Source organism: Syntrophaceae bacterium (genome assembly GCA_013177795.1).
Lineage (GTDB): Bacteria > Desulfobacterota > Syntrophia > Syntrophales > UBA2192 > UBA2192.
In genome coordinates, this window is record JABLXY010000003.1 from 235,621 (window position 1) to 248,077 (window position 12,457).

Here is a 12,457-nt window from a genome sequence, read left to right on the forward strand (position 1 = left end):
CTCCGACCTTCTTACCTTCAAACCCTCTTACCCTCTGCATGAGGCCTGCCCCTCTCCAATCCATGGCACCGATTTTGCTTTACTTTCCGTCACATGCCCGCGATTGCGCGAAGACCGGCGCGCCGTGATAAAGAAATCCGGCGGGTTGCCGATGATAAGAAAAGCACGGGCACGCGCGCGGCGGTCCCGTTTCCGGGACCCGGTTCGGAACTGGATCTCACGAATATCCTGACGGAAAAGCAGGTCAACCGAGGAGAAGGAACATGGCAGTCTATGTCTGGGTAGCCCAGGGGCGGGGAGGCGAGATGAAAAAAGGCGAGACGGAGGCCCTCAACGAGGCGGCCGTCCGCACGCAGCTCCGGCGGCAGGGCCTCAAGCCCACGAAAGTGAAGGAGAAGCCCAAGGACCTCCTGGAGATGATCCCGTTCCGGGGGAGCGTCAAGGCCAAGGATGTCGTCATCTTCTCGCGCCAGTTCTCCACGATGATCAGCGCGGGACTGCCGCTCATCCAGTGCCTCGACATCCTGGCGAGCCAGGAGCAGAACAAGGCCTTTGCCCGGATCATCCGCAACATCAAGGAGGATATCGAGGGCGGCTCCACCCTCACCGACGCCCTGAAGAAGTACCCCAAGGTCTTCGACGATCTGTTCATCAACATGATCGCCGCGGGCGAGGCCGGCGGTATCCTGGACACGATCCTGAACCGCCTGGCCACCTACCTGGAAAAGGCCATGAAGCTCAAGCGGAAGGTCAAGGGCGCCATGACCTATCCCGCCGTCGTCCTGTTCGTTTCGGTCGCCGTCATCACCCTGCTGCTCGTCAAGGTCGTGCCCGTCTTCCAGGGCATCTTCTCGGGCATGGGCCGGGAGCTGCCGTTCCTGACGCAATTTCTCATCGACCTGAGCAACTTCATCACGAGCAATGCCCTCTACATCGTCGGCGCGATCGTTGTGGCGATCGCGGCCCTCGTCAAATTCTACCAGACCGACCGCGGGCGCGGCCTGTTCGACCGCATGATCCTCAAGCCCCCCGTGATCGGGCCCCTGATGCGGAAGGTCGCCATCGCGAAGTTCACGCGCACCCTCTCCACCATGATCTCCAGCGGCGTGCCCATCCTCGACGGGCTCGAGATCGTGAGCCGGACGGCCGGCAACAAGATCGTCGAGAAGGCCCTCATGGAGACCCGGAAGAACATCAGCGAGGGAAAGACGATCGCCGAGCCCCTGGCGGCCACGTCCGTCTTCCCGCCCATGGTGGTGCAGATGATCGCCGTCGGCGAGGCGACGGGGTCGCTCGACTCCATGCTGAGCAAGATCGCCGACTTCTACGACGACGAGGTGGAGACGGCCGTCAACGCCATGACGTCCATGCTCGAGCCCATGCTCATGGTTTTCCTCGGCGGCGTCGTCGGCGGGATGATCGTGGCGATGTACTTGCCGATATTCCAGATCGGCTCCATCGTCGGCTAGGCAGGCCGGATGATAAACGCCCGTCTGCGGCGTTGCCTCATCCCTCGTCCCTGCGGCGTACGGACAAAGTACGCCTCAGTCCTCGGGATCTCGGCTGCCTTGCATCCGGGCATTTCTGACCGGCCTGGAAGAGGAATCCAGTAAGCAAGAGGAAAGCCCCGGACTCCATCAGGAGCCGGGGCTTTTGCATGGGCGAAAAATGGTCGGGATGGCGCGATTCGAACGCGCGACTCCTGCGTCCCGAACGCAGTGCCCTACCAGGCTGGGCCACATCCCGACGCCGACACGATATATAATTTGTCTTTAAAAGTCCATCATTTTTTGCTACTAAAGCTCATAGGAGCCGATGAAAAGGCCTGTCGGACCGCGCCCCGGCGAACCCGTCCGGATGGGCACCGACACCGGTCCCCGGGAAGGGCGCGCAAGAGGAACGTTGCCGTGATCATCTACGATCTGACCTGTGACAAGAAACACAAGTTCGAGGGCTGGTTCAAGGACCTGGCCGCCTTCGAGGAGCAGAAGGCGGGGAAACTGATCACCTGTCCCATCTGCGGGAGTTCGGACGTGGCCATGCTTCCCTCCTCGATCGCCGTCATGGGCAGAAGCCGCGAACTCAAGGAGCGCAAGGCGAATCTGGCCGACGTCTCCCCGATGAAGATGCTGGAGATGATCAACGATTTTGTGATGAAGAATTTCGACGACGTGGGCAGCCGCTTTGCCGAGGTGGCCCTGAAGATCCACCGGGGTGAGGAAAAGAGGCGCAACATCCGGGGGGTCACGACGGACAAGGAGGAGGAGACGCTGCGCGAGGAGGGCGTGGAATTCATGAAGATACCCGTGCCCAAGTTCGACAGCTAGCGCCGCTTTGCAGGGAAGAAGGTAAGAGGGTAAGAAGGTAAGAAGATAAGGCGCGGAAGGACACTGGCGGTTTTTCCAATCTTCTCACCTTCTCAACTTCTTACCTTCGCTTTTTTCATAGAGGAGGCCATGAAGGGACGATTCGAAGGGATTCTCGAGACGATCGGCAACACGCCTCTCGTCGAGATCCGGAAGCTTAACCCCAACCCCAACGTCAAAATCTTCGCCAAGCTCGAGAGCTTCAACCCCGGGGGGTCCGTGAAAGACCGGCCCGCCCTGTACATGATCGAGCGTGCCGAGGAGCGGGGCGAGCTCACGCGCGACAAGATCATCCTCGAGGCGACGAGCGGCAACACGGGGATCGGGCTCGCCCTGGTGGCCGCCGCCAAGGGCTACCGGCTGTGCCTCACCCTCTCCGAGGCGGCCAGCGAGGAACGCAAGAAGATCCTCAAGGCTCTCGGCGCGGAGCTCCGCTTCACCCCCGCCGCTTTGGGCACCGACGGCGCCATCGAGGAGGCCTACGAGCTGATGCGCGCCAACCCCGGGAAATACTTCCTGGTCGATCAATTCAACAACCCCGACAATTTCGCGGCCCACTACCACGGCACGGCCGTGGAGATCTGGGAGCAGACCGAGGGCAAGGTCACGATGCTCGTGGCCACCCTGGGCACGTCGGGCACGGCCATGGGCTGCGCGATGCGCCTCAAGGAATACAACCCCGCCATCCGGATCGTCGGCGTCGAGCCCTACATGGGCCACAAGATCCAGGGTCTCAAGAACATGAAGGAGTCTTACCGCCCGGGCATCTTCGACCGGGGCCGCCTCGATGAGACGGTGCACATCCTCGACGAGGACGCCTTCGAGATGGCCCGCAGGCTGCTGCGCGAGGAGGGGATTTTCGCCGGGATGAGCTGCGGGGCGGCCATGCACGTGGCCGTCGAGAAGGCGAAGGAGCTCGACGAGGGTCTCATCGTCGTCATCCTGCCCGACAGCGCCGAGCGCTATCTCTCGACGGAGCTCTTCGCCGACAAGGAGAAGTCGACGCTGCGGCTCTACAACGTCCGCACGAAGCAGAAGGAGTTCTTCCAGCCCCTCCGCACCGACGAGGTCCGGATGACCACCTCCGGGCCCTCGATCCACCTCGTTCCCCACCTGGGCAGCTACCGGCGCTTCGTCGTCTCGGACCTCATCGCCCGGTACCTGGGGTTCAAGGGCTACCGGGTCAGGCGCACGACCAACATCGTCGACCTGACGGACAAGACGATCGCCGAGTCGGAGCGGGCGGGCCTGGAGCACGGCGAGTTCACGAAGAGAGCCCTCGGCGAATTCCTGCGCGAGGCCGCCACGCTGCGGATCGGCCCCGACGTCATCTACCCGACCGCGCAGGAACACGTGGACGCCATGCTGGCCGTCGCGGAGAAGCTCGTGGAGAAAGGCTACGCCTACGAGAAGCTGCGTTCCGTCTATTTCGACATCTCGAAGTTCGAGGACTACGGCAAGCTCTCCAACGTGGACCTCGCCAAGGTTCAGACCGGCAAGACCTCGGATCTCGACGAGTACGAGAAGGACAGCCCTGTCGATTTCACGCTGCTCAAGCGCTCGACGCTGGCGGAGCTCAAGCGGGGGATCTACACGAAGACCCGCTGGGGAAACGTGCGACCGAGCTGGCACCTGGCCTGCGCGGCCCTGTCCATGAAGATGCTCGGCGACACCTTCGACATCCACGCCAGCGGCTCCGACATCGTGTTCCCGCACTGCGAGAACGTGCTGGCCATCGGCAAGGCCCTGACGGGCAGGCCCCCGGCGAACTACTGGGTCAACACGGATCTCGTGATGGTCGAGGGCAAGAAGATGTCGCGCTCGCTGGGCAACATCCTCACCGTGGCGGACCTCGTCCGCCAGGGCTACCGGGGCAGCGAGATCCGCTACTTCCTCCTGTCGTCGCACTACCGCAAGCCGTTGAACTTCTCGCCCGGCGCGATGGAGACGGCGAGAAACACCGTCGAGAAGCTCAACGAGTTCGTCCAGCGGCTCATTCACTTCACGCCCGGCGCGGGGTGCCCCGACACGGACCAGTACGTCTACGACCTGCGGCACCGGTTTGCCGAGGCGATGGACGATGACCTGAACATCTCCGCGGCCCTGGCCGTCCTGTTCGGCTTCGTCAAGCGGGTGAGCGCGCCGCTGGCCCGCAATGCCTTCAGCCCGAAGGAGAGAGACCGGATCCTCGAGGCCCTCCGGTCGATCGATTCGGTGCTCGCCGTCATGGACTTCGAGGAGGAGCGGCTCGACGAGGAGGCGCAGCGTCTCATCGATTTGCGCAACGAGCACAGGCGGAACCGGAAGTGGAAAGAGGCCGACGAGATCCGTGACCGGCTGCTCGCGATGGGCGTGGAGATCAAGGACACGCCCACGGGGACAGCGTGGAAGAAGAAGTAGCGTGCCGCGGCGGGGTCTTTCCTGTTGCATCGCCCGCCTGCTTCGACTAGAATTTCCTCTGTGTGGGAACGGGGCGGCAACCGGCACGTCAAACCAAAAAGGAGGGAGCAAGGCATGACGGACGAGGAGAAAAAGCAGGGCGCCGATGCGTGGGATGCCACGCAGTGGCACGTCGTGGCAAAGGGGGAGACACTGTCCAAGATAGCCCAAAAGTACTATGGCGACCCCAATTTGTACATGAAGATCTTCGAGGCGAACAAGGACGTTCTCAAGAACCCCGATCTGATCAAGATCGGACAGAAATTACGGATTCCCTGATCAAAAGGAGGAACGGAAATGACGGCAAAAAGATTCTGGCTTCCCATTCTGCTCGTGGTGTTCGGGCTGTTCGCGGTGTCCTGCGGCTCGGGCAACAAGGAGGCGGCGACCGCGGCGCTCAAGGCGGCCGAGGAGTCGTGGAATGCAGTCAAGGGCGAGGTGGTGAAGTACATCCCCGATCAGGCCAAGGGCGTCGATGATGCGATCAAGGGCGCGAAGGAGAACTTTGACAAGGGCAACTTCGACGCGGCCCTCGAGACGGCAAAGGTCATCCCCGACAGGGTGAAGGCGCTGGCGGCCGCCGCCTCGGCGAAAAAGGCGGAGCTTGCGAAGAGCTGGGAGGAGATGAGCGGCGGTCTGCCCAAGATGTTCGAGGCGATCAAGAGCCGGCTCGACATCCTGTCGCAGAGCAAGAAGCTGCCCGCCAATCTCGACAAGGCGAAGCTCGAGGGGGCCAAGGGCGGCTACGAGGAAGCGGTCAAGATGTGGGAAGACGCAAAGGCGGCCTTTGCCGGCGGCAACCTGACCGACGCGCTGGCCAAGGGAAAGACCGTGAAGGAGAAGGCCGCGGCGGTGATGACGGCCCTCGGCATGGAGGTCCCGGCGGCGGCCGCTCCCGCTCCGGCGCCCGCGGCTGCGCCCAAGGGGTGACACTGGGTTGACAAAGCGCTCTGCGCGGAAAAAAGCCGGGCACGGGCCCGGTTTTTTCTTTTGGATCATCTCCAAGTTAGTTGGCGAACGCCTGGTAGATTTTCAGTGTAAAGTACCGCAGGTCATGGAAGCCGTAGGCCTTGCGCTTGATGACCTTGATCTTGTTGTTGACCCCTTCGAGCTGTCCCGTATGGATGGGGTAGTCACAGTGGTTGAGGATCCCCTCGCGGTGTCTCTGCAGCATGTTGGCAAAAGCGCCCAGAGACTTCTGCTTGAGGGATCGGGCCAGCGCGCACCACTGATCGAGCGCCTTGGCCGCCCAAGTGCGTGAACGATAGCCCCAGAGGAGCTTGAGTTTTTCCTTGAGGATCATCACGGTACTGATGACCTCGTTGAGCGCCAGCAGCTCTTTGAGCTGTTGCCGGTGGCTTCGGCGCCGCAGGTTGCGGCGGTTCTTCAAGAGCAGAAACTTGGCGCCCTTGTAGACCGCCTTGTGCTCGTTTTGGGCCTTGCGATGCTCGCTGTTGCGCACCTGTCGATCACGCGGTTGAAGGCCGCCACGACATGGAACAGATCGAAGACGATCCGGGTCTGGGGCAGTTTTTTTAAACGGCCTTGATGTAGGGGTCCCACATGTCCATGGCAACGGCCTCAATGGCCTTGCGCTGCCCCGCGCTCAACAGGTTGAAGAAACGCATCAGGGTCTTGGCCCTGCGGTCTTTGCCCACGTAGAGAACGCGGCCGGTTTCGTAGTTGAGCACCACGGTCAGGTAGCGGTGGCCCTTGCGGATGGAGATCTCGTCGACCGCCAGGATGCGGAGGCCCGTATAATCGGGCTGCCCGTAGCGGGCCTCCAACAAGAGCTTGTCGGCGGCCTTGACCGTCTTCCAGTCCAGGCCCAGGGCCCCGCGACATCTTGGACCGTCATCCACCGGCACAGCGCGTGGATGTATGCGGCCAGCCGCCTCGTGATGCGCAGATAGGGGTCAAACAGATCCAGCCCCTCGATCACGATCCGTCGGCAGCCGGCGCAGTAGAGTTTGCGGTAGCGGCAATCGAGCCACACCCGGGTGCCGGCCATGTCCAGGTCCCGGACCGAACGGCCCGTCCAGCTGTGAACCGTGGCGCCCTTCGTGCCGCAGTGATGGCACACGGGCACAAAACGCTTGTCGGGTGTCACCCGGATATGCACGCGTCCAGATTGCGGGGCCACCGTCTGGCCCTGGATTTTGATTCGACGAAAGGGGAAGAACGGTGCTATAGTGGCTTCGGACATCACAGGCCTCCTGCGGATAGGGTTTTTCTTCGCAGATCAACCTATACCCCCGGAGATCCTGGATGTCCATTGTATTTGAAATCACAACCGATTCCCCTATCTTCCATCAACTAACTCGGAGAAGAACCTTTCTTTTCAACGGCTACTCGTCACGCCGATGCGGTCGCAGTACTTGCGCACGGGGCAGCGGCTGCAGAAGGGTGACACGGGCCTGCAGATGTTCTGGCCGTGCATGACCAGGAGCGTGTTGATGGCGGTCCAGTGCCTCCTCGGCAGTTTGGCCCGCAGGGCCTGCTCCGTCTCGCGGGGGGTTTTCGTCCTGACGTAGCCCCAGCGGTTCGTGATCCGGTGGACGTGGGTGTCGACGCAGATGCCGGCCTTGCTGTGGGCGAGCGTCACGACGAGGTTCGCCGTCTTCCGACCGACCCCGGGTAGCGTGAGCAGCGCCTCGATCGAGTCGGGCACGCGGGAGCCGAACCGCTCGACGATCTCCCTTGACGCCTTCCGGATGGCCTTCGCCTTCGTGCGGTAGAAGCCGGCGGGGAAGATGGCCTTCTCGATTTTTTCTTCCGGCAGGCGCTGCATTGTATCCGGCGAGTCGGCCAGCGCGAAGAGCCGCTCCGTGGCGGGCCCCGTAACCTCGTCCTTCGTCCGCGCGCTGATGATCGTGGAGACGAGGATCTTGAACGGGTCGACGACGGCCTCCGCGGCCAAGGCCGACACCGGCGGCAGGCCGAATTGCTCGAGCTCCCGCTCGAGCAGCCGCATCATCTTGTGAATGTCTCCATCTTTCATGGAGAGAATACCGATCGATTGGAATCAGATCGAGGCAAGGGGGAAGCCGGAAGGATGGTCACAAGGGGCCAGATGCAAGGCAGCCGACGTCCCGAGGAGCGAGGCGCACCGGGGACGTACGTTGAGCGACGAGGGACGAGGCGAACGCCGCAGATGGTCCCGTTTCACCCGCCTCAATTGTAGCCTTCTTCGTGGGCCAGCATGTCCAGGTGCAAGGTCGCCACATCCTCCACGTCCAGGATGGCCTCCTCGCCCGCGTTGCGGAAATCCAGGGTCTTGATGTAGTGCTTGCAGACGTCGCAGACGTCGACGCGGTAGCGCTCGTCGCCCTCGACGGTGAAATACGACAGCGTCTGCTGCTCCTCGTTTCCGCAGAAGGGGCATTTCACGCGCCTGAACCGCCACTCGAAGCCGCACTGGCTGCAGAACAGGTGCCGCTTGCCCTCCTTGTCCACGAGATGACCGATCTTAGGCATCCTCCCGCAGACGGGGCAGTACCCCTCGTTCCACCCGATTTGCGCGATCCTCTTGCCGTAGAGGTCGGTGATGAATTCCAGCGACGGGCGCAGGCTCTCCTCGACGAAGAACTTCAGCAGATCGATGGTGTCGTCGTCCGTCTGCCCCGCCGCGGTTTCCTCGCCCTCGGAGGCGAAGGAGTCGTAGACCATCGCCTCGTAGTCGAGCGTCCCATCCCTGAGATCCTTCAGGATCTGTTCGGTCTCGGCGGGGTTGCGCCTCTTGCCGATCTCGAGCAGCGCGAGAAAGAATTTCTTCGGCTCCTGGAGGTCGAGCTTTGCGGAGGAGAAATCGACCAGGGGGAGCCCGCCCTGGAGCTTGGCCGCGATGTGACCCTCGTCGATGGGAAAGATGCTCTTCGTGATCCTCTTGCGGTGCTCCTCGCGGAGAATGAGGATCTCCCCGAGGATGTCCAGCAGTTCGCTGTACTGGGGGTTCGTGGTCTTGTGGCGCTCGATGACTTGCAGCGTTTCCTGTAATCCCTTGGCCATTCTCTTGCTCTACCTCCTGAAAACAGGCTCGAGGCTCAGGGTTCAGGGCATGGGGGAAATTCCGATTTCCCCGCGGGCCCTCCGTTGTCAGCCGATACGGGACGGCTCGAGTCCGGAGAAAGAGAAACCGCCCGAGTCCCGGGAAACATTCCACCCGGCCCTTGCCAAACCCGGTGCTCTATATCGCCTTTCCGGTGCCGACGCAAGGGAATCTTTTCTATTGGGGACGAACCAGAAACCCCTTGAGATACAGGGACATGGGGATATTCAGGACCTGGGGGTGATCCCTGTCCTGGAAGAGATGCTCCAGGATCTCGATGCGGCACCCGCGGTCCGCGGCAGCCTCGAGGAGCGCCGCCCGCAGGTCCTCCTGCGAGACGTGATGGGAGCAGGAGAAGACGGCCAGCAGCCCGCCGGGCCGCAGGATGCGCAGGCTCTGCCCGATGAGGCGCCGCGTCCCCCTGAGGGCGCCGGCGGCGCTGCGCTTCGCCTTGGCGAAGGGGGGCGGGTCGAGGATCACCAGGTCATAGCGGTCCGCGGAAGCCGGGGCCTCCGTGAGGAAATCGAAGGCATCGGCCTTTACCGTTTGCGCCGCCACGCCGTTTGCGGCCAGGTTCTCCCGGGCCAGTGCAAGGGCCTCGCGGGAGACGTCGACCAGTTTCACGCGCCCGGCACCCCGTAGAGCCGCATGGATACCGAAGGCCCCCGTGTTGGCAAAGACGTCGAGGACCTCAAAGCCCTTTGCCACGTAAGAGGCGACGACCTGCCGGTTCCGCCGCTGATCGAGATAAAAGCCGGTCTTCTGGCTCTCCCGCAGATTGACGAGAAACCTCGCGTTGTTTTCCCGGATCTCGATCCTCTCCGGAATCCCGCCGTGGAGAACCCGGTGTTCCGTTGCGAGTCCCTCGCGGCTGCGCGACGTTGCGTCGGACTTCTCGAAGATCCCTTTCGGTTGCCGCAACTCCACCAGTTCGTGCAGAAGAATATCCCTCAGCCTTTCCATCCCGAGGGTGTTGACCTGGACGGCGAGATGGCCGGCGTAGTCGTCGACAACGAGTCCCGGCAGCTCGTCGGCCTCGGCATGGACGAGACGGCAGGCGTCGGTCTTTTCCCTGAGCGGCTCGCGCTTGCGGAAGGCTACCAGGAGCCGTTCCCGGAAGAAGTCCCGGTTGATCTCGACCCGGGAAAACGATAGAATGCGCACGCTGATCTCGCTGGCCGGGTTGAAGGTGCCGATCCCCAGGAACTCCCCGCCGGGGGCGTGAACGGCGACGAGATCCCCCGGGGCGCCTTCCGCCTGCTGGATGTCCGTCCGGTACACCCAGGGGTGAAAGGCCCGGAGCCGATCGGCCGCCGGCCGCTTGACGCTGACCGTGTTCATAGCCCTGACCCTTACCGGGTTTGACGTTCAAACGCAAGGGCTATCGAAAAGATGGGCGAAAAGCGGGAATCCCCTGCCATTCGCCATCAGCCCCGGTCCCCAGGGGAAGAAAGGAGAACCGATGTCGCTGCTGTCCGTCGAAGATACGGTCCTGATGGTCATCGACATGCAGGGCAACCTGTACGAATCGATGCAGGACAAGGGATTCCTGCTGGAAAACGTCCAGAAGCTCATCCGGGGGATGCAGGTCTTCGGCATCCCCGTCATTGTCACGGAGCAGATCCCCGAGAAGCTCGGGCCCACGATCGGGCCCGTAACGTCGCTCCTGCCCGCTGCGCCGCGAATCCCGAAATCCGACTTCAGCTGCTGCGGCGAGGAGAAGATCATGAAGGCCCTCAAGGCCGCCGGGCGGCAGCAGGTGCTCCTGAGCGGCATCGAGACGCACGTGTGCGTCTACCAGACGGCAATCGACCTGCTCGGGTTCGGCTACGACGTTCATCTCGTCGCCGATGCGGTCTCCTCGAGGACGGCGCTGAATCGCAAGATCGGGATCGAAAAAATGCGCGACGAGGGCGCCCGTCTTGCAAGCACGGAGATGGTGCTCTTCGAGCTCGTCCGCACGGCCGACGACCCGAAGTTCAAGGAGATTTTCAAGATCGTGAAATAGCGGGGCAGGGCCCTCGACACATTCATGGAGGAGTCTGCCGGTGTGGAGAAAAGAAAGGGCCCGGCTCTCTCGAACCGGGCCCTTTTTAGTTCTCAACCTCTTACCTTCTTACCCTCTCAACTTCTTTCTTTTAATGGTGCCCCTCGGCGGCGCCTTTCTTCTCCTCGCCGTAGACGACGAGGGTGCCGTGCTCCTCCATCTCCCGGAGCCACTTGGGGTGCTGCTTCTTGGCCCAGCCCCGGGTCACCCAGCCGGTGATCATGGCCTGGAAGGAGCCCGGATTGCCGACCGTCCCCAGGTAGACGTGGACGAAGAAGAAGGCAAACAGCGTCACGAACCCAAGGGCGTGCAGCGTGTACATCCAGCGGGTGATCGCCATGGGCAGCACCTGGAACATCATCAGGAGCCCCGTCACCACCATCAGGGGCCCGCAGATCGCGAGGGCGATGAAGAACATCTTCTGCCCCGGGTTGTACTTGCCCACCTCGGGCGGGTGCTCCACCTTCCAGAGGTAGCCCCCGGCGCACTTGATCCACTCCAGGTCCTCGGGCATCTCGATCACCCCCGCCTCCTTCCACCACATGGAGATGGCGAAGATCAGCGAGAAGCCGAACACGAGGCCCGTGAGGTTGTGGATGTACTTGAGATTCTTCATCCCGCCCAGGATCGTCCCGATGAAGTTCAGCGAGCTGAACATCATCCCCAGGCCGGTGATGAACAGGATGATGCAGGAGATCGCCATCACCCAGTGGACGATCCGCTCAAAGGCATCCGTGACTTGAATCATTCCCGGTTTCATGGTCATTCACCCCCTTCCTTCTTGCCTGCCTCGGCATCGTCGTAGGGCAGCTTGGGCCCTTTGATCAGGTAGTGCAAAAACGAGCCCACCAGGATGCCGCCCGCCGCCAGCAGGGAGACGGGCTTCAGGAAGCCCCTCCACAGCGTGACGCTCAGGGGGACGCTCGGGTCGAGGTGGATCCCCGCGTAGACCGCGGGCTTCTCGGAGAGCACGTAGGCCATGTGCGTGCCCCCGACGTACTGGGGGCCGTACACGGTTCCGCCCACCGCCTTCGCCCGGGCCTCGGCTTTCTTGATCTGGGCCTCCTTGTCGCCCCAGCTGAGGGCGCCCGTGGGGCAGGCCTTCACGCAGGCGGGGGCCATGTTGTTGGCCAGGCGGCTTTCGCACATGTCGCACTTGTATACCCTGTCGGTTGCCTTGTCGTACTTGGGCACCTCGAAGGGGCAGGCCGCCACGCAGTTCTTGCAGCCGATGCAGAGTTCGTGGTTGAGGCCCACCGTCCCGAAGTCCCTGTTGTAGTGCAGGGCGCCCGAGGGGCAGACCGTGACGCAGGCCGCGTCGGTGCAGTGCATGCAGGCCTCCTTGCGGAAGAGCCACTTCACGCCGCCCTTGTCGTCCTTCACGTCCTGGAAGTGGATGATCATGTAGTTGTTGGGCTGCAGCGTCGGGGGGTTCTGGTAGGAGCCCCACTGCTTCGTCTGGCCGGCCTTCAGCCCGTTCCACTGCTTGCAGGCCAGCTGGCAGCCCCGGCATCCCGTGCACTTCGAATCGTCATAGAGCTTGATCTTCTCGGCCAT

Annotated in this window: 14 protein-coding genes and 1 tRNA gene; 6 read left to right on the forward strand and 9 right to left on the reverse strand. The window is 62.5% G+C overall.

The annotated features are described in order from the left end of the window. The first annotated feature begins 263 nt into the window (after positions 1 to 263). Positions 264 to 1,469, forward strand: a complete 1,206-nt coding sequence (locus HPY67_10995; GenBank protein ID NPV05246.1) for a type II secretion system F family protein — start codon at positions 264 to 266, stop codon at positions 1,467 to 1,469. 200 nt (positions 1,470 to 1,669) lie between these two features. Here the strand turns inward: HPY67_10995 and HPY67_11000 are convergent. Beyond that, a tRNA-Pro gene (locus HPY67_11000) sits at positions 1,670 to 1,746 on the reverse strand. Positions 1,747 to 1,907: 161 nt separating this feature from the next. Here HPY67_11000 and HPY67_11005 point away from each other — a divergent pair. The 4 genes from HPY67_11005 (at position 1,908) to HPY67_11020 (ending at position 5,735) form a co-directional block, all read left to right on the forward strand. Further along, on the forward strand, positions 1,908 to 2,327 hold the full coding sequence (locus HPY67_11005) for a DUF1178 family protein (protein ID NPV05247.1): 420 nt from the start codon (positions 1,908 to 1,910) through the stop codon (positions 2,325 to 2,327). A 129-nt stretch (positions 2,328 to 2,456) separates the two neighbouring features. Then, positions 2,457 to 4,766 carry a cysteine--tRNA ligase gene (locus HPY67_11010; GenBank protein NPV05248.1) on the forward strand — a complete coding sequence of 770 codons (2,310 nt, stop codon included), beginning with the start codon at positions 2,457 to 2,459 and terminating at the stop codon, positions 4,764 to 4,766. 114 nt (positions 4,767 to 4,880) lie between these two features. Beyond that, positions 4,881 to 5,084 (forward strand): LysM peptidoglycan-binding domain-containing protein, encoded by a 204-nt coding sequence (locus HPY67_11015; protein NPV05249.1) that lies wholly within the window; start codon positions 4,881 to 4,883, stop codon positions 5,082 to 5,084. A gap of 18 nt (positions 5,085 to 5,102) precedes the next feature. Then, positions 5,103 to 5,735 (forward strand): hypothetical protein, encoded by a 633-nt coding sequence (locus tag HPY67_11020; GenBank protein ID NPV05250.1) that lies wholly within the window; start codon positions 5,103 to 5,105, stop codon positions 5,733 to 5,735. Positions 5,736 to 5,811: 76 nt separating this feature from the next. Here the strand turns inward: HPY67_11020 and HPY67_11025 are convergent, their stop codons facing one another. The 6 genes from HPY67_11025 to HPY67_11050 form a co-directional block, all read right to left on the reverse strand. Continuing rightward, entirely contained in the window at positions 5,812 to 6,267 is a 456-nt protein-coding gene (locus HPY67_11025; GenBank protein ID NPV05251.1) for a hypothetical protein, read from the reverse strand. Positions 6,268 to 6,340: 73 nt separating this feature from the next. Next, positions 6,341 to 6,592 (reverse strand): hypothetical protein, encoded by a 252-nt coding sequence (locus tag HPY67_11030; protein NPV05252.1) that lies wholly within the window; start codon positions 6,590 to 6,592, stop codon positions 6,341 to 6,343. Next, positions 6,502 to 6,915, reverse strand: a complete 414-nt coding sequence (locus HPY67_11035; protein NPV05253.1) for a transposase family protein — start codon at positions 6,913 to 6,915, stop codon at positions 6,502 to 6,504. The genes HPY67_11030 and HPY67_11035 overlap by 91 nt, the downstream gene beginning before the upstream one ends. 231 nt (positions 6,916 to 7,146) lie before the next feature. Then, entirely contained in the window at positions 7,147 to 7,806 is a 660-nt protein-coding gene (locus HPY67_11040; protein ID NPV05254.1) for an endonuclease III, read from the reverse strand. Between the two features lie 173 nt (positions 7,807 to 7,979). Continuing rightward, entirely contained in the window at positions 7,980 to 8,813 is an 834-nt protein-coding gene (locus HPY67_11045; GenBank protein NPV05255.1) for a formate dehydrogenase accessory protein FdhE, read from the reverse strand. Positions 8,814 to 9,030: 217 nt separating this feature from the next. Then, positions 9,031 to 10,194: a class I SAM-dependent rRNA methyltransferase gene (locus tag HPY67_11050; protein ID NPV05256.1), complete on the reverse strand. Its 1,164-nt coding sequence runs from the start codon at positions 10,192 to 10,194 to the stop codon at positions 9,031 to 9,033. 127 nt (positions 10,195 to 10,321) lie between these two features. Between HPY67_11050 and HPY67_11055 the strand changes: the two genes are divergently transcribed. Then, positions 10,322 to 10,861, forward strand: a complete 540-nt coding sequence (locus HPY67_11055; GenBank protein NPV05257.1) for a hydrolase — start codon at positions 10,322 to 10,324, stop codon at positions 10,859 to 10,861. Between the two features lie 130 nt (positions 10,862 to 10,991). Here the strand turns inward: HPY67_11055 and HPY67_11060 are convergent, their stop codons facing one another. Together HPY67_11060 and HPY67_11065 are read right to left on the reverse strand one after the other, a co-directional pair. Then, positions 10,992 to 11,660 (reverse strand): formate dehydrogenase subunit gamma, encoded by a 669-nt coding sequence (locus HPY67_11060; GenBank protein NPV05258.1) that lies wholly within the window; start codon positions 11,658 to 11,660, stop codon positions 10,992 to 10,994. Between the two features lie 2 nt (positions 11,661 to 11,662). Next, a complete protein-coding gene (locus HPY67_11065; GenBank protein ID NPV05259.1) occupies positions 11,663 to 12,457 on the reverse strand; it encodes a 4Fe-4S dicluster domain-containing protein in 795 nt (264 codons plus the stop codon).